This window comes from Mycobacteriales bacterium (genome assembly GCA_035504215.1).
Lineage (GTDB): Bacteria > Actinomycetota > Actinomycetes > JAFAQI01 > JAFAQI01 > DATAUK01.
Genome location: DATJSI010000062.1, coordinates 96,738 through 114,266, shown reverse-complemented (window position 1 = coordinate 114,266; position 17,529 = coordinate 96,738). Strand labels below are relative to the sequence as shown.

At 67.1% G+C, this 17,529-nt stretch carries 12 protein-coding genes and 1 tRNA gene; 5 read left to right on the top strand and 8 right to left on the bottom strand.

Going from position 1 to position 17,529, the window contains the following annotated elements; genetic code table 11:
* The first annotated feature begins 1,340 nt into the window (after window positions 1-1,340).
* From VME70_08105 to VME70_08095, 3 genes are read left to right on the top strand one after another with little or no spacing between them, the layout of a single operon-like run.
* Window positions 1,341-2,567: a hypothetical protein gene (locus VME70_08105; GenBank protein ID HTW20156.1), complete on the top strand. Its 1,227-nt coding sequence runs from the start codon at window positions 1,341-1,343 to the stop codon at window positions 2,565-2,567.
* A gap of 15 nt (window positions 2,568-2,582) precedes the next feature.
* Window positions 2,583-4,118: a polysaccharide biosynthesis C-terminal domain-containing protein gene (locus VME70_08100; GenBank protein ID HTW20155.1), complete on the top strand. Its 1,536-nt coding sequence runs from the start codon at window positions 2,583-2,585 to the stop codon at window positions 4,116-4,118.
* Window positions 4,085-4,843 (top strand): sulfotransferase family 2 domain-containing protein, encoded by a 759-nt coding sequence (locus VME70_08095; GenBank protein ID HTW20154.1) that lies wholly within the window; start codon window positions 4,085-4,087, stop codon window positions 4,841-4,843. Before VME70_08100 ends, VME70_08095 begins: the two co-directional genes overlap by 34 nt.
* A gap of 102 nt (window positions 4,844-4,945) precedes the next feature.
* Here VME70_08095 and VME70_08090 read toward each other — a convergent pair whose 3' ends face one another.
* Window positions 4,946-6,130 (bottom strand): cellulase family glycosylhydrolase, encoded by a 1,185-nt coding sequence (locus VME70_08090; GenBank protein ID HTW20153.1) that lies wholly within the window; start codon window positions 6,128-6,130, stop codon window positions 4,946-4,948.
* A gap of 451 nt (window positions 6,131-6,581) precedes the next feature.
* Here VME70_08090 and VME70_08085 point away from each other — a divergent pair, with 451 nt between their 5' ends.
* The gene (locus VME70_08085) at window positions 6,582-7,472 is read left to right on the top strand and encodes a glycosyltransferase (GenBank protein ID HTW20152.1); all 891 of its coding nucleotides are present in this window, start codon (window positions 6,582-6,584) and stop codon (window positions 7,470-7,472) included.
* Window positions 7,473-8,225: 753 nt separating this feature from the next.
* Here VME70_08085 and rpmE read toward each other — a convergent pair.
* The 7 genes from rpmE to argS form a co-directional block, all read right to left on the bottom strand.
* Window positions 8,226-8,438, bottom strand: coding sequence for a 50S ribosomal protein L31 (rpmE, locus tag VME70_08080; GenBank protein ID HTW20151.1), 213 nt, complete (start codon window positions 8,436-8,438; stop codon window positions 8,226-8,228).
* A gap of 111 nt (window positions 8,439-8,549) precedes the next feature.
* Window positions 8,550-10,301, bottom strand: a complete 1,752-nt coding sequence (gene rho / locus VME70_08075) for a transcription termination factor Rho (GenBank protein ID HTW20150.1) — start codon at window positions 10,299-10,301, stop codon at window positions 8,550-8,552.
* 431 nt (window positions 10,302-10,732) lie between these two features.
* Window positions 10,733-11,680 (bottom strand): homoserine kinase, encoded by a 948-nt coding sequence (gene thrB / locus VME70_08070; protein HTW20149.1) that lies wholly within the window; start codon window positions 11,678-11,680, stop codon window positions 10,733-10,735.
* A 9-nt stretch (window positions 11,681-11,689) separates the two neighbouring features.
* On the bottom strand, window positions 11,690-12,763 hold the full coding sequence (gene thrC / locus VME70_08065) for a threonine synthase (protein HTW20148.1): 1,074 nt from the start codon (window positions 12,761-12,763) through the stop codon (window positions 11,690-11,692).
* Window positions 12,760-14,067 carry a homoserine dehydrogenase gene (locus VME70_08060; protein HTW20147.1) on the bottom strand — a complete coding sequence of 436 codons (1,308 nt, stop codon included), beginning with the start codon at window positions 14,065-14,067 and terminating at the stop codon, window positions 12,760-12,762. Before VME70_08060 ends, thrC begins: the two co-directional genes overlap by 4 nt.
* Window positions 14,064-15,428 (bottom strand): diaminopimelate decarboxylase, encoded by a 1,365-nt coding sequence (lysA, locus tag VME70_08055; protein ID HTW20146.1) that lies wholly within the window; start codon window positions 15,426-15,428, stop codon window positions 14,064-14,066. The genes VME70_08060 and lysA overlap by 4 nt, the downstream gene beginning before the upstream one ends.
* A gap of 20 nt (window positions 15,429-15,448) precedes the next feature.
* Window positions 15,449-17,110, bottom strand: coding sequence for an arginine--tRNA ligase (gene argS / locus VME70_08050; protein ID HTW20145.1), 1,662 nt, complete (start codon window positions 17,108-17,110; stop codon window positions 15,449-15,451).
* A gap of 132 nt (window positions 17,111-17,242) precedes the next feature.
* Between argS and VME70_08045 the strand changes: the two genes are divergently transcribed.
* Window positions 17,243-17,314, top strand: a tRNA-Arg gene (locus VME70_08045).
* Window positions 17,315-17,529 lie beyond the last annotated feature (215 nt).

Below are 17,529 nucleotides of genomic sequence, written 5' to 3'. Positions count from 1 at the left end.
CAGAGCGAGTCTCCTGGCGCTACTTTCGCTCCAGATGCTTCCACGTGAACCGACGCAAAGTTGAGACCTTTGAGTCGCTTGGCGATGCCGCCAGCCTAGAGGCGGAGCTCACATTCGTAGCGCGCCACCTCACCAAGGCATTGGTTAGGGAGGTACGGGCAGCGGTGCTCGGCGATGGCACCGCAGCCCTGAGGGCTGTAGCAATCGTCGCCGGCACGACGCTCGCTGGCTTAGGGAATCTGATTGGGCGCCTCGATGTCGCCCTCCAGTCGCGACGCAGCGTTCGTTCGGCTCAGGTGTAAGAGACGAGCGCGATGAGGGTAGACACAACGGACGCGACGAGTAACTCCGATGCGCTGGTAGGTCGGGCGGAGTTGGATGGCTCCCAGCATCGCGAACGACTACACCGCACAGGCGCTCACGCCGCCCCGCGCGCAAGCAGGTGGATCGGGCTCCACGCAGACCAACCTTCGTCAGCAACTGGGGACTCGCTTGGAAACGCAACATCTTTGGTCCTGCTTGTGTCGGCGGCGGTGGGAGAAATCGTCCGCTCCAGCGCCGCCACCCATACGAGCCTTCTGCTATACGCCATCTTCGGTGTCGGGTCCGCGGCGTCGTCTCTAACCTCTAGTCGACGCTCGTCGCTGACGATTGCCGCGCCGCTCGGAGTTGCGGCCTGTGCCCTCGTCGGCTTCGCCCTAGTTACCTTGCGCCTCTGGCGCTTTGGCACGCCGCTGTTTGCCTCATTGGTAGCGCTCACGGCCTGTCAGCACATCTACTTGTTAACAAGTCACCTAGCGCGGCGTGGCCAACCCGCCACGCGCTCGCCACGAATGCTCAGGTGGTCGCCCGCTGGCCTCAGAAGTGCGGTGTCCGCTCACGTCGGCGCGCTTGCGATTGGCATCGGCTCGGCAATCGGCCTATCCACTGTGGCCCTGTCAGCGTCGGCGCTCTACGACTTTGCCCCCGAGCGAGCCTCGGGGTTCTTTGGAGCAGTCTCTCCGGCCTGGTACGTGGGAGCCGCACTTCTAGTCTGCTGCGCGGTCTGGGCGATCAGAATGCGGACCATCCCCGGGGTGCCCGTCACTGCCGTCGCTCTAGTTATACCTCTCTCAACGGCCCTCGCTTACTCCGAGCCGCATACATCGTGGGCGGTTAAACATGTCGGCGTAACCCTCTACGTCATGCGGCACGGTTCAGTAGATCGCCACATAGACCTTTACCAGGCTTGGCCCGGCCTCTTCGCGGGCGTGGGCTGGGCGTGCCATGCAATCGGCGTCTCAAACATCATGGGGGTCGCGCGTTGGTGGCCGCCTGTCGCAGACGTAGGCACACTCTTTGTGCTCTACGAACTTGCGCGGCGAGTGCTGGGGAATAGGCAGCGGGCATGGGCGGCCGCTCTCTTATTTGTGGTCGGTAACACCATCGGGCAGGACTACTTCTCGCCTCAGTCTGCCGGCTATATCCTTGCGCTTGGAATCTTCGCGCTAAGTTATGGCGACCTAGAGGACCAACCGCGCCCTGGCGACTGGGTGCTAATCCTGGGATTGTCCCTTGGCGTCGCCGTCACACACCCGTTGAGCCCCTATTTGATCACGGCGGCGCTGGTTGCCCTCGCAGTCTTCGGGCTCATCCGCTCAAGGTTGATTCCATTGGCCACATTTGCCCCTGCTGCTGCGTGGGCTGCGGTGAACTGGAATGACATACGCCCGTACCTGAATGTCGCGCAGCTCGGTCGGATCTTCAGCAATGTGCTGCCGCAGGGCTATGCTTCGCCGGGTTTCCATAAGGACGAACTCATTCGGGTTAATTCGGCTGCCATGGGCGGCGATGCATTACTTCTCGGGCTACTCGCCTTAGTGTCGCTGATCCAGAATCGCGATCGAAAGACCCTTGCGATCGCCGTTTGTGCCGCAAGTGGTGTAGGCCTGCTTTTCGCGAATGGGTACGGGAATGAAGGAATATTCAGAGTCGTTCTCTTTGCATTACCGTGGCTTTGCATACTGGCGGCGGGTGCGACCCTCCGTCGGAGATGGTTCAGGGGAGCTCCAGCAGCAGCGCTTGCAGCCGCACTGTTCGCGCCATATGCGTTCGCTGAGCTAGGCCTGGACTACATGCGCACCGTTCGGCCGGGAGACGTGCAGGCCGTGCGCGCGTTTGATGCGACCGCCACATCTGGCTCCACGCTCTACGTCATCGGGTACAGCTTCGCGCCACTCATGGCCGGCGCAAACTACTCCGAGTTCACGTACAAATACTACGCAAGCGTCGCGGACGGTAGTCGCCCCAATCAGTTCAACGCAGCCGCTAGTTACCGCCGATTCTGGCCCCACTCCATGTCGCACCAAGCGACGAGCAAAGGCGATGCGGGCGTCTACGTGCTGGTCGCGACCGAGCCAGCGATTGCGATGGACCAAGTCGGACTGGCCACACTTGCGGAGTACTGGCGTTTCGCAGGCCAGATCGGCGCATCTGGGCAGTGGCGCCTAGTCAGCAAGACCAACAGTGCAGAACTCTTTCGTCTTTGCGGCGGGGCCTCATGCGGCGCGTCTACGCCACATGACTAGCGCGGGCCGACGCGGATGATGGTCAACGAAGTACCGTCTAGCGCAGCAGACGTCGAGATCAGCGAAACAGTTAGTGCACTGTTCGGCCGCGGGTCTCTCTATGTTGCTGTCTGGGCGTTTCAGCCGGCTGCGGCTGTCTTGAGCACGCCTGTCGTTACTCGACTTCTGGGCGCACGGAGTTTCGGAACGGCGGCGGCCTCGATCGTGCTGATGCCGGTCCTGGCAGCGGTTGTCACATTCGGGTTGGACTTCGCGACTCAACGTTTCTACGTTGAGGATGGAGGCCCGGACGCGGCGCGCGAACTCCTTGCGGTCGCCTTATTGCTCGTGACTTCCGCCGCGTTGATATTGATTGCTACGGCCAGCGCGTGGTCAGGTCTCCTTGGCTTCAGCGCGGGAATGCTGAGGCTGACCATAGCTTGGGCGGGCCTAGCGGCATTCAACCGCGTGCAATTGGCACTCCTACGGGCGCAGGACAGGCTCGGTCCCTTCGCAGCAACCAGCTGCATCCAGGCTCTCGGTACGCAACTGTGCGGTGTTGCGATGGTCCTCGCCCAAGGGGCCACGGCGCGTTCGTACGTATTAGGCCTCGCGATCGGGCAAGCAGCAGCTGTCTGCGTGGGACTAGCGTTCGTCACCCCTCGACTGCGCGGAGTTCGACGCCTGCGCAGGTCGACCGCAGCCCTTCGGTACGGGGTGCCCCTCGTTCCGCACACGCTCGCCGCATTCTTATTGAACGCGAGCGGGCGGCTCATAATCTTCAACGACCTAGGGCAGAGCGCCATGGCCCGTTACCAGGTTACGTACAACGCCGCCTGCATGTTGGTTATGTTGCTTGGCGCAGTGGACCTCTCATGGGAGCCGCGACTGTTCGCGATCCGCGACGACCAGGTCCGCTGGCGCGTTCTAGCGCATCTGCGAGATGGGGTCTTCCGTCTACTTCTCCCGTTGTGCCTCGCGATGACGCTTGCAGCTCCGGTGGTTCTTCGCTTCTACGTTCCCGTCAGCTATCGCGCGTACAAGCTGACCGACGTTGTGGCGATCATCGCGCTTGCGGCAGTTCCGTTCGCCGGATACTGCGCGAACATGCGAGTTCTCTTGTGGTTCAAGCAAACGTCAGCCCTAGCGGCCGCCTCCGCATCGGCCGCGCTGGCGTGTCTCCTTCTGAACCTCGTACTGGTGCCATCAATCGGCATCACGGGTTCCGCCCTGGCGACGCTGGTGGCTTACGGAGTGTTGTGGTGGGGCTCCGCCCGCGTGGCGCGCAAGCGGACACAACTGCCGGGCCCCGACAGCGCAACGGCAATCACGATTCTGTTCACGGCGTTAGGTGCTGCCGGCGCAGTAGCCGTGCCCACATTCGGACTGTGGCTCGCGCTGAGAGCAGCCCTTGGCGCAGGCTTCGGCGTCTGGGGGGCGGTGCGGCTCTTGCGCCTTCGGCGAGGCGGTGTTCTGTCCGCCGAGTCAGCGACGCCAACCGAGAACACGAGAATGCCGGGTGACGAGGCACCCATCCGATGGTCGAGCGGGCTCGCCCGGAGGACATCATGATCGTTTCACACGAAAACCGCTTCATCTTTGTGCACGTGCCGAAAACGGCCGGCGACGCGATCGTGCGCGCGATCGCGCCCTTCGTCGGAGTGAAGGACGTGTTGGTAGAGAACGACTTCCAGGGATGGCGGCGCATGCTCATAACGTCTGGCGACAGACAACTCTACCAACTGGGCAAGCACGCTACGGCGTCTGAGATCAAAGCCGCCATGACCGCAGCTCGCTGGTCTACATATGCCAAGGTTGGATTCGTTCGACACCCCTACAGTCGTGCGTATTCGGTCTACTCATATATCGCACGCATGTCGAGGGAGCGCCAACACCCTGGGATACGAGCCGTCTGGTACTGGAGCCCGATTGGGCGTCGAGGCGGCGATCCCAGACTTTGGCCCGCCATGCGCGCCTACCAGCAGGCCCAAGCGTTCTCTGACTTCATCCGTCATCCCCTCGCCCTTGAAGACATGGCGATGTGGCCTCAGGCCAAGTATCTCGCTGATGAGTCAGGCCGTCTCGAAGTCGACTACGTCGGTCGCTTCGAGCAACTGAACACCGATGTAGAGGCACTGCTCAAGACCCTCCACATCACTGGCGCTACGCTCGCAATGCGAAACGCCTCCAAAGGGTCGACCGACTCGCCAGAGATCGCGCTGAGTGATCGTGTGTATCTTGCGAAGGTCTACGAATGCGACTTCGAGTTGTTCGGGTACGCACTGAACGGCGCGTAGGACGATCGGCTCGCGCCTAAGCGGTCTCGGCCGCGCGTGTGCTGGTCCACGGAGCGGGTTAGGCCGACTGGGCGCACGCAGGCTCTTGCCCGGTGCGCGAGGCTAGTGCCTGGCATGTCGAGCTAGTTCCAGAAGATGCCGCCGAATAGCAGCCCCCGCGGACGGCGTCCTGTTGGGCGATCCGTCCCAATTCGAGAGCAAGGCGAGATTGTTGTCGCTGCAACGCGCCGATCGCGAGAGTGGCTGCCAGGACCATGCAAGGTAGGAGATCTCATGCGCATCGGCCCATGTCATGAACTTGGCATCAAAAGTGCTACCGCAGTTTCGCTCGCCGAACTCGCTCGTGACGACTGGCACTCGCCGGGCCGCTGGCAGCACGCTCGCCCTCCAACATGATGGTGTCGTGCACGCCCCCCAGTTGTAGGTGTGCAGACTGACAGCAAGCTGGCTGAGCGGATCGGTCGGCGCGTATCGAAGCCACATACAGCGCCCGCCATTGCCATCGTTGTCTTTGATACCGCACGGATCCTGGGCCCAGTTCAAACCGCCCACGAGCACAGGCTGCCGCGCGCCAACGGCTCGCACCGCCAGTAGGAGCTGCTGCATTCCGGCCGCCCGGTACCGAACCGCCCTGCACTTCGGGATTCCGGGGGTTGTCGTGCACACGTCGAAGCGTTTCGTGCAGCCGTCCCTCCAACACTGCCAGTCGCGAGTTGTGGGCCGGCTCTTGCCTACATAGGGTTCGTTGAAGAGATCGAACAGCACTCCGGGGGTTGAGGCGAACATGGTCGCCACGCTCGTCCAAAAGCGAATCGAGTGGCCGAAATCTGGCATGGGCCACTGCTGGGTGGCCCTGAACCTGCCCGGCGCCGACCAATGAAGATCGAGAATCGCGAGGAGGCCGGCAGCATTGAGGTTGTGTACCCAACGCTTCACCGATGCTCTGTAGTAGGCGGCCGTGTAGTCGTCGGGGGCGCGGTTGATCCCGAGCCAGCAGTCCTCGTTGAGCGGCACGCGGACTGCGTTCGCTCCCCAAGAAGCGATATGGCCTGCCTCCGCGCTGTTGTCGCGCCCCCACGACACAGTACGGCTATTCAGCACACACGCATCTTCGGTGCCCGTCGCATCAACGCCCAGGAGTCGAACGGGACGCCCAGCTGAATCCACGAGCTCATTTCCGCGCACGCGCACGGCAATCGCGCTGGTGTTCGATCGCCCATGTGTGGCAGGCGAGCCCGCAGCGCCAGGAAGAATCCCAGAAATAGCGCCCAAAAGCGCTACGAACATCAGCGAGTACAGACGCGGCGATGGCCTATAGCGCGCGATGCCGCTTCGTGACGCAAACAGGGCGCCTGCTGCCGATCCTCGTGCACCGCCCCTCGATACCCGGTTCAGGTCTCCCTGTGCGCGATTGGTTACGCCCATACGTAGGCCCTCGGCCCACGACGGCCGCGATCACTAGGCCATTCGAGTGACGTGGTTGTGCCCGCGGACGAGCGAGGTGACGTAGGACCCGCCGCGGTGGTCGGCCTCACCGCCTCACAGGAACGGCGCAATCTAGTTGAGGCCTCGCTTTCCGGGGCAATCTGGCGAAACGCCCACCAAGGCATGCATCGGTGATGGATACTTTCATTCGCACACGGGGAGTGACGATCCGCCGGGCGAGATGGTCGCCTAGGTTCGGCGGGGAGCAGAGGCGAAACCGGCCCCTCCGCGCTACCGCACCAGAGAGGGCCTTATGGGGACTCCCCCCGACCGAACGCTGGCTTGCCTCGAAGAGAGCTACCTGACACCCACAGTGAGCGTCGTCGTTCCAGCATTGAACGAGGGCAGAAACCTCCAGCAAGTCTTCGGCGCAATCCCAGCGTGGGTTCTCGAGGTCATCCTCGTCGATGGCCATTCGGTGGACGACACCGTCGAGGTCGCCCGACGCTGCAGACCAGACGTCCGAGTGATACTGCAGAATCGGCGGGGCAAGGGAAACGCCCTCGCATGCGGCTTCGCGGCGGCCCGCGGTGACATCGTGGTAATGCTCGATTGCGATGGGTCGACTGACCCTGCCGAAATCCCAGACTTCGTATCCGCGCTGAGGAACGGCGCGGATTTCGCCAAGGGCAGTCGATTCGTCGCTGGGGGCTACTCGCACGACATTACGAGAGTCCGCAGGATGGGGAACAGCTTCCTGAACGCGCTGGTGAAGACGCTCTTTGCGATCCGCTTCACCGACTTGTGCTACGGATACAACGCCTTCTGGCGCGATCTCGTACCAGCCATCGGCGTGCCCGTCGGCGAGGCTGGTGAGCCTGTGTGGGGCGATGGGTTTGAAATCGAAACCCTCATGAACATTCGCGTCGCGCGAACGGGTGCGCGGATAGTCGAGGTGCCAAGCATCGAATACAAGCGCCTGTCCGGAGCCAGCAATCTCAGGGCCTGGCGCGACGGGCTACGGGTGCTCCGCACAATCGTGCGGGAGCGCCGTCGTTCGGCCGTCGACTTCATCTACGTCCGCGAGGCCGCAATTCCGAGACAGGGATCGCGCCCAGTCGTGCTGCCCGACGTCGGCTCGGGTCACGATCCCCGCTCTCTTGGCCGGGCCGAGAGCGTCGTTGCCAACGCAGACGGGGCGTGAACTCCTCAGACGGTTGCAGGCCTCGCACAACATTGGCCGCAACTCGGCCATCTCAGGCCACGATCCGCTGTCGCTTGCAATGACTAGCGCTGTGCAAAGGCTGATAAAAGTAGCCAGTCGTGGTTGAAGCGTGTCCGATCGGCCCCTCGACCGCGCGGCAACGCGGGCCTCGATGGAGACGGATTGCCGGCGGGCTGACTGCCACGATGCCTTGACATCCCGACACACGTCGTTAGGACAAGACCTACTAGCGCCTCCCTCCATAGGCCGCGTGAAGACTCTCGCTGAAGCCGGCCGTGAAACCGGTCGATGGAACTTGGAAATGGTGAGCGACCGAACACCAGCCTGGAGGGCTTATCTAGATCGGGCGCGGCGGCGCCGAACATTGCCAGCACCACGCTGCACCTCTCGTCTCTTGGAGCAACTCCCGCTAGGTAGCCCATCGCGGCCAGGCCTATCAGCCCGTCAACTACCGCGTAGCGGAGGAATTTACCGGAGTCGGCGTCGACGCCCCAATGTGGCACGGCATCTAGCACGTAGTGGCTGACCACGCCAAGCCCGAATGTCGCGAATGGGTGTTGGGGCGCGGCCGCTCCCACAATCGCGCCAAGCAACACATGGTTGGTGACGAACACCACCCCAACCTAGCCCCCGGCGCGCTCGCCCGGAATCAACCGCTTCGCAAAGCGGATCCACGCGCAGTACGGCGTAATTCGCCACCTTCGTTTGCAGCCGCGTTGGTCGAGCGAAGCGCTACTTGGACTTCTTCGCGTACCTCTGCTCGAAGCGGGCGACGCGGCCGCCGGTGTCGAGGATCTTCTGCTTGCCGGTGTAGAAGGGGTGGCAGGCCGAGCACACGTCGGCGTGGATCACGCCGTTCTTCGCGGTGCTGCGGGTGGTAAAGGTGTTGCCGCAGGTGCACGTCACGGTGGTCTCGACGTACTGCGGGTGGATATCGGGTTTCACTTCTGCTCCTGTCGCCTTTGGCCGCCGGGTCGCCCGCTTGTCGCGGACGGGAACCGGAACCGGCAGTTCAGTGTGCCAGACGCGTCAACGCGGCCTGGCCTCGGTGCATTCCTAGTCGCTGGTCGTCTTCTGGACCTGCAGGAGGAACTCGTAGTTGCTCGAGGTCTCCTTGATCTTCGACAGCAGCAACTCCATCGCCTGCTGCGACTCGAGCGCGTGCAGCACCCGGCGCAGCTTCCAGACGATCTGCAGCTCCTCCGGCGCGAGGAGGATCTCCTCCTTGCGGGTGCCGGACGGGTCGATGTCGACCGCCGGGAAGATCCGCTTGTCCGCGAGCTTGCGGTCGAGCTTGAGCTCCATGTTGCCGGTGCCCTTGAACTCCTCGAAGATCACCGTGTCCATCGTGGACCCGGTCTCGACCAGCGCGGTCGCGAGGATGGTCAGCGAGCCGCCGTCCTCGATGTTGCGGGCCGCGCCGAGGAAGCGCTTCGGCGGATAGAGCGCGGTCGAGTCGACACCACCGGACAGGATCCGGCCGCTGGCGGGAGCCGCCAGGTTGTAGGCGCGGCCGAGCCGGGTGATCGAGTCGAGCAGTACGACGACGTCGTGGCCGAGCTCGACCAGGCGCTTCGCGCGTTCGATCGACAGCTCGGCGACCGTCGTGTGGTCCGTCGGCGGCCGGTCGAAGGTCGAGGCGATGACCTCACCCTTCACCGAACGCTGCATGTCGGTGACCTCCTCAGGCCGCTCGTCGACGAGCACGACCATGAGGTGGACCTCAGGGTTGTTGGTGGTGATCGCGTTCGCGATCGCCTGCAGCACCATCGTCTTGCCGGCCTTCGGCGGCGAGACGATCAGGCCACGCTGGCCCTTGCCGATTGGCGCGACCAGATCGATGACCCGGGTCGTGACAACGTTCGGCTCGGTCTCGAGGCGCAGCCGCTCCTGCGGGTACAACGGCACCAGCTTCGAGAACTCGGGGCGCTTCTTCGCCTCCTCGGGGTCGACGCCGTTGACGGTGTCGAGCCGGACGAGCGCGTTGAACTTCTCCCGCCGCTCGCCCTCGCGAGGCTGGCGGACCGCGCCGGTGACCGCGTCACCCTTGCGCAGGCCGTTGCGGCGTACCTGGGACAGCGACACGTAGACGTCGTCGGGCCCGGAGAGATAACCACCGGTACGGACGAACGCGTAGTTGTCGAGGATGTCGATGATGCCGGCGACCGGGACGAGTACGTCGTCCTCGGCAATGACCGGCTCGGCGTCACTCTGGCCGAAGCGGTCACGGCCGCCACGACCGCGGTTGCGCTCGCGGAATCGGCCACGCCGGCCGCGGCCGCCGCCGTAGTCCTCGTCGTCGCGATGGTCGCGCGGGCCGTTGCCTTGGTTCTGGTTGCGGTTGCCCTGGTTGCCCTGGTTGCCCTGCGACTGGCCGCTGCGCTGGCGGTCGCCGCGGTCGCGCTGGGAGTTGTCGCGGCCCTGGTTGTCGCGACCTGAGTTGTCGCGGCTCTGGTTGTCACGGCCGTCGCGGCCCTGGTTGTCACGGCCGGAGCTCTCGCGACCGGAGTTGTCCCGGCTGCGGTCCTCGCGGCCCTGACGCTCGCCGCGCCCGCCGTCCTCGGCGGCCTCGCCACCGGAGTCGCCGGCGCCATCGGCGGCCGGCCGGTTGTTGTGCGTCCGGCTCTTCTCGGGAGCGCGCGTGCCCGCGTGACCGTTGGCCGAGGCGGCGCCGGTCGACGGCGCACCGGCGCCGGACTGGGCGGCCTGGATGGCCTCGATCAGCTGGTTCTTGCGCAGCTTCGCCGTACCGGAGATTCCGAGGTCACCCGCGAGCTGCTGCAGCTCGGGCAGCAGCTTGGCGGACAGGCCGGCGGACCGGCGGCGGGCGCCGCTCGAGCCGTTGGCCGACTCGGAAGTGCTGGGGGTCGAGCCCTCGGCAGCGGTCAAAGTGCCCGCGCCGGACTCGTCGTGAGATTCGCTCACCAATGATCCTTCCTTACGGTGCGGTGCGGCCGTCCGATCTCGGCCCGGCGGCACCGGGGTCCGCCTGTGCGGCGGACGTATGTGGAGCCACTTCCCGGGAGGGGTTCACTCGCAGGGCACCCGCGGATCCAGCCTGCGGGGTCGCAACACGATCAGATAACAACTGCCTCACGTGAGGACGTCATCTGGATCGGTGCGCTGATCGCGAGGACCGCGCCCCCGTTGGGGCGGCTTGTCGCTGTACATAGCGTAGTAGGAAGCGGCTGTTCGTGCCAACAAATCGCTGAACTGGTTTGTTCCCGCGTGTCGGCGGTCTACACCCGCGGTGACGACCCTCCCGCCTGGGTTGCGGCCTGAGCGCCCTCGAGGCTGACGTCGAGGGCGAGCGCGCTCCAGCCCCGCCGGGCGAACTCCATTGCCCCCGCACGGGTTTCGGCGGTTGTCAGCGCAAGAACGGTGGGCCCGGCACCGGACACCACGGCCGGGATTCCCGCGGCCCGAAGCTCGCCGACCAGCGCGGCGGTGCGCGGCATGACCGGCGCCCGGTAGCGCTGGTGCAGGGCGTCCTCGGTGGCCGCCATCAGCAGCTCGGGCCGCGACCGCATCGCCTCGACCAGCAGCGCCGCGCGACCGGCGTTGCTGGCGGCGTCGGCGTGCGGTACGGCGTCCGGGAGCATCCGCCGGGCCGCCTTCGTCGGCGAGCTCGACCCGGGCACGAACGCAACCGGCGCGATCGAGCGGTCGACCGGCACCGACACCGCCTCTGCACGGTCGCCCTCGGTCCAGGCGATCGTCAGGCCGCCGCACAGGCAGGCCGCGACGTTGTCGGGATGTCCTTCGAGTGACGCGGCCAGCGCCAGTGCTTCGTCGTCGTCGAGCCGGTCCTTGCCGCCGACCACGAGGGAGCGGGCCGCGACCACGCCGGCGACGATCGCCGCAGCCGAGGAACCCAGGCCGCGCCCGTGCGGGATGCGGTTGGCGCACACCACTTCCAGTCCGGGCGGAGCACCGCCGAGCCGCTTGAAGGTCGCTCGCATGGACCATACGACGAGATGCCGCGCGTTGCGGGGCACGCTGGCCGCACCCATGCCGGCGACGTCGACCGACAGTCCCGGCTCGTCCGTGACGTGCACGACGACGTCGTCGTACAACGCGAGGGCGAGGCCGAGCGCGTCGAAGCCCGGGCCGAGGTTCGCGGCAGTGGCGGGGACGCGGACGCGGATCGGAGCCGCGCGGAACGCCGGACCGCTGCGACGGGCCAACGACCGGCCCTACAGCTCGAGCGCGGCGGCGGCCGCGGCGACGTCGGCGGGGATCGTGACCGGCACCGGCGCGCCGGCGATCGCCCACTCGGGGTCCTTCAAGCCGTTGCCGGTCACCGTGCAGACGATGCAGAGACCGGCCGCGAGCGAGCCGTTGTCGCGCGACTGCAGCAACCCGGCGACGCTCGCCGCGCTCGCCGGCTCGACGAAGACACCTTCTTCCTTGGCGAGCAGGCGGTAGGCGGCGAGGATCTGCCGGTCGGTCACCGACTCGATCGCCCCACCGGACTCGTCGCGCGCGGCGAGCGCCTGCTGCCATGACGCGGGGTTGCCGATCCGGATCGCGGTCGCGATCGTCGACGGGCTTGCCACCGGCGCACCGCGGACGATCGGCGCCGAGCCGGCCGCCTGGAAGCCGCGCATCACCGGCCGCCGCGAGCTGCTGCCGTCGGCGGCGTACTCCTGGTAGCCCTTCCAGTACGCCGTGATGTTGCCCGCGTTGCCGACCGGGAGGCAGTGCACGTCCGGCGCGTCGCCGAGGGTGTCGCAGATCTCGAACGCCGCGGTCTTCTGCCCCTCGATCCGGTAGGCGTTGACGGAGTTGACCAGCGAGACCGGGTGGTGGTCGGCGAGGTCGCGGGCGAGGTTGAGGCAGTCGTCGAAGTTGCCGTCGACCTGCAGCAGCCGCGCACCGTGCACGAGGGCCTGCGCGAGCTTGCCCATCGCGATCTTGCCGCTCGGCACGAGCACGGCGCAGAGCATGCCGGCGCGGACCGCATAGGCGGCGGCGCTCGCGGAGGTGTTGCCGGTCGATGCGCAGATGACCGCCTTCGAGCCCTCCTCGGCGGCCTTGCTGATCGCGACCGTCATGCCGCGGTCCTTGAACGAGCCGGTGGGGTTCAGGCCCTCGACCTTCAGCCACACGTCGCAGCCGGTCATCGCGGACAGCCGCGGCGCGGGCAGCAGCGGCGTACCGCCTTCGAGCAGGGTGACGACCGGTGTCGCGTCGCTCACCGGCAGGCGGTCGCGGAACTCCTCGATCACCCCGCGCCAGGGCGAGGTGCGCGACATGGTCGCGGTCATCCGACCCCTCCTTCGACCCGCATGACGCTCGCGACGGCGCGGACCGCGTCGAGCCGGCGTACCTCGTCGACGGTCGCGGTCAACGCAGCATCGGTCGCGGTGTGCGTCACGATGACGAGCGTCGCGTCGTCGCCGTGGCCCTCCTGGTGCACGGTCTGGATCGACACGTCGTGCACGGCGAACGCCTGCGCGACGGCGGCGAGCACACCGGCCTTGTCGGCGACGTCGAGGCTGACGTGGTAGCGGGTGACGGTCTCCCCCATCGGGCGGATCCGCAGCTGCGCGTACGACGAGTCGCCCGCGCCGCGCGCGTCGGTGAGCCGGTTGCGGCAGACCGCGACCAGGTCGCCGAGCACGGCGCTCGCGGTCGGCGCGCCACCGGCGCCGCGGCCGTAGAACATCAGCTGGCCGGCGGCGTCGGCCTCGACGAAGACCGCGTTGTAGGCGTCTCGTACGCCGGCGAGCGGGTGCCCGCGGTCCAGGATCGCCGGGTGCACGCGGACGCCGATCGAGTCGCGGCCGGAGTGGTCCGGGCCGCGCTCGGCGATCGCGAGCAGCTTGACCACACCGTTCATGTTGCGCGCGGACTCGACGTCGCCGGCGGTGACGTCGGCGATGCCCTCGCGGTAGACGTCGGCGGAGGTCACGCGGGTGTGGAACGCCAGGCTGGCGAGGATCGCGGCCTTGGCGGCGGCGTCGAAGCCGTCGATGTCGGCGGTCGGGTCGGCTTCGGCGTACCCGAGGGCCTGCGCCTCCTCGAGCGCCTCCGCGAACCCGGCTCCGGTCGAGTCCATCCGCGTGAGCACGTAGTTGGTGGTGCCGTTGACGATCCCCATGACGCGGGTCACGCGGTCGCCGGCGAGCGACTCGCGCAACGGCCGCAGCAACGGGATCGCGCCGGCGACGCTCGCCTCGCAGTAGAGATCGGCGTTGCCGCGCCGGGCCGCTTCGTAGAGGGTCGCGCCGTCCTCCGCGAGCAGCGCCTTGTTGGCGGTGACGACCGACGCGCCGCGCTCGAGCGCAGTGACGAGCAGCGACCGGGCCGGCTCGATCCCGCCGATGACCTCGACGACGACGTCGACGTCATCGCGCGCGACGAGTGACTCGGCGTCGGCGGTGAACAGCGCCGGGTCGATGGCAAGCTCGCGCTGGCGCTGCGGTCGTCGTACCGCGATGCCGGCCAGCTCGAGCGGCGCACCGATCCGCTGCGCGAGGTCGTCGTGCTGCAGCTCGAGCAGGCGGATGACCTCGCTGCCGACCACCCCGCAGCCGAGCAACGCGACTCGCATCGGCTTGACGGTCATCCCTGGTCCAGCCCGAGCAGGTCAGCGACGGTCTCGCGGCGTACCAGCACGCTGCTGTTCCCGTCGCGTACGGCGATCACCGGCGGGCGGGGTACGGCGTTGTAGTTGCTGGCCATCGAGCGGCAGTACGCGCCGGTCGCGGCCACCGCGAGCAGGTCGCCGGGCGCGAGGTCGGAGGGCAGCCAGACGTCGCGGACCACGATGTCGCCCGCCTCGCAGTGTTTTCCGACCACACGGGCAAGCATCGGCTCGGCGTCGCTGCGGCGTGAGGCGAGCACGCAGGTGTAATCCGCGTCATACAACGCAGTGCGGATGTTGTCGCTCATCCCGCCGTCGACGCTGACGTAGGTGCGGATGCCGTCGACGTCCTTGATCGTGCCGACCTCGTAGAGGGTCACGCCGGCCGGGCCGATGATCGCGCGGCCGGGCTCGAAGGCCAGCCGCGGCACGGGCAGCGCCAGCGTGGCGCACTCGCGCTCGACGATCGCGCGCAACTGCTTGGCGATCTCGACGATGTCGGCCGGGTCGTCGGCGGCCGTGTAGGCGATGCCGAACCCGCCACCGAGGTCGAGCTCGGGAAGCGTGATGCCGAGCGCGTCGCGCACCACAGCCGCGAAGCCGATGACGCGGTGCGCGGCGACCTCGAACCCCGCAGTGTCGAAGATCTGCGAGCCGATGTGGCTGTGCAGGCCGACCAGCTCGAGGGACGGCAGCATGTGGACCCGGCGCACCGCTTCCAGCGCGGCGCCGCTGGCGAGCGAGAAGCCGAACTTCTGGTCCTCGTGCGCGGTCGCGATGAACTCGTGCGTGTGCGCCTCGACGCCGACCGTGACGCGGACCAGGACCCGCTGCCGCACGCCCGCCTTGTCGGCAATGTGCGCGAGCCGGGCGATCTCCAGGTCGCTGTCGAGCACGATCCTGCTCACGCCGGCAGCGACCGCGGCCTCGAGCTCGGCGCTCGACTTGTTGTTGCCGTGCAACAGGATTCGGTCCGCCGGAACGCCGGCAGCGAGCGCCAGCTCGAGCTCGCCGCCGGTGGCGACGTCGAACGAGAGGTCCTCGCTGAGGATCCAGCGGGCGACCTCCTTCGACAGGAACGCCTTCGCGGCGTAATAGATATCGGTGTCCTCGCCAAACGCGTCGCGGTAGGCGCGGCATCGGGCGCGGACGTCCTGCTCGACGACGACGTACATCGGGCTGCCGTGCTCGGTGGCCAGGTCGCGGACGTCGCAGCCGGCGAGGGTCAGGACGCCGCCGTCGGCTCGGCCGGTGCCGATCGGCCAGACCGCAGGGTCGAGCACGGCAAGGTCGTCGGGGGGTGGGCCGAGCGGGTGCGGCGGTGCCGCGGTGTCACCGTGCAGCGCGCCGGCCGGGTGGGCTCTCACATCCGCTCCGGAGCGCTCACGCCGAGCAGGCCGAGGCCGTTCGACAGCACGATCCGGGTGGCTTCGACCAGCCAGAGCCGCGCGCGGGTGAGGTCGGTGGCGGGGTCGTCACCCATCGGCAGGACGCGGCAGGCGTCGTAGAAGCGGTGGTAGGTCGCGGCCAGCTCCTCGAGGTAGCGCGCGATCCGGTGCGGCTCGCGCAGCTCGGCCGCGCCGGCGACGATGCGCGGGAACTCCCCCAGCGCGCCGAGCAACGCAGCCTCGTGCGGGTCGGCGAGCAGGCCGGGCTGGAACTTGGCCGCATCCCCGCGATCGATGCCGAGGCTCGTCGCGTTGCGCAGCAGCGAGGCGATCCGGGCGTGCGCGTACTGCACGTAGAACACCGGGTTGTCGTTGGTCTGCCGAGCCCACAGGTCGAGGTCGATGTCGATCGGCGAGTCGCTGCTGTAGCGGGCGAGTGCGTACCGCGCGGCGTCGACGCCGATCGCGTCGATCAAGGTGTCGAGCAGTACGACGTTGCCCGCCCGCTTGCTCATCCGGACCGGCTCACCGTCCTTGATCAGGTTGACCAGCTGCCCGATCAGGACTTCGACGGTCTGGTTCGGGTCGTCGCCGAAGCAGGCGGCGACCGCACGGAGCCGGCCGACGTACCCGTGGTGATCCGCACCGAGCATGTAGATCAGCCGATCGAAGCCGCGCTCGCGCTTGTCGAGGTAGTAGGCGCAGTCGGCGGCGAAGTAGGTCCACTCGCCGTCGCTCTTGCGGATGACGCGGTTCTTGTCGTCGCCGAAGTCCATCGTGCGCAGCCAGAGGGCGCCGTCCTCCTCGAACACGCGGCCCTGTTCGGTGAGTCGGGCCAGCGCGGCGTCGAGCTCCCCCTTGTCGTGCAACGACTTCTCGTTGAAGTACACGTCGAAGACGACGCCGAAGTCCGCGAGCGACTCCTTGATCTCGGCGAACATCAGCTCCACGCCGTCGGAGCGGAACGCCTCGAGCGCCTCGTCCTCGGGCAGCTGAAGGACGTCCGGCCGGCTGGCGACGATCGCGGCGGCGATGTCGTCGATGTAGTCGCCGACGTACCCGTCCTCGGGGATCGGCTGGTGGCGGGCGGCGGCGAGCAGGGAGCGGGCGAAGCGCTCGATCTGCGAGCCGGCGTCGTTGAAGTAGTACTCGCGGGTGACGTCGGCGCCGGCTGCGGTCAGCACCCGGCCGAGGGCGTCACCGACCGCGGCCCAGCGGACCGCGCCGAGGTGCACGGGACCGGTGGGGTTGGCCGAGACGAACTCGAGGTTGATCCGCTCCTTGGCGAGCAGATCGCTCGTGCCGTAGTCGGTGCCGCTCTGGACGATCGTGCGCGCGAGCTCGCCCTGGGCGTCGGCGGACAGCGTGATGTTGAGGAAGCCAGGGCCGGCGACGTCGACCCGCTCGACCCCCGCGACGCGCCGGAGCCGATCGGCGATGATCCCGGCGACCTCGCGCGGCGGCCGCCCGGCCGGCTTGGCGAGCTGGAGCGCGGCGTTGGTCGCGTAGTCCCCGTGCTCGCGGTTCTTTGGGTGCTCGACGACGACCGATTCCGGCACCTGGACGGCAAGCTCTCCGTCGTCGACCGCAGCCTGAATCGCGGAGACGACGGCACCGGCCAGATCGGCGGGAGTCACCCTCCGAGGCTATCGGTTGCGTGATCAATCAGCCCGCGACTAACCACCCGCCACCGACCCGTCGTACGGGGTTCACGACCGCTCGCCAACGGGCGCGGGCCGCGCAGCCGCTGGTAGCCTCGCTAGGTCCCCGCCCCCGTAGCTCAGGGGATAGAGCACCGCCCTCCGGAGGCGGGAGCGCAGGTTCGAATCCTGCCGGGGGCACTCAGCGAAATCCCAGGTCAGGGCCGGTTCTCGGCTCCAGTTGTTGGTCTGCAGAATCGCGATCTTGACCACGGCGTGACCACAGCCGAGCGTGCAGTGCACAACTCGCGCATCTGTCGCTTAGAGGGGGGCGCGCAGGTTGAGTGCGCCGTATTGCCGACGAGTGGGGTACGTGGGTATCGCCGATGTCATGCCCGCGGTAGAACTCGCTCTCA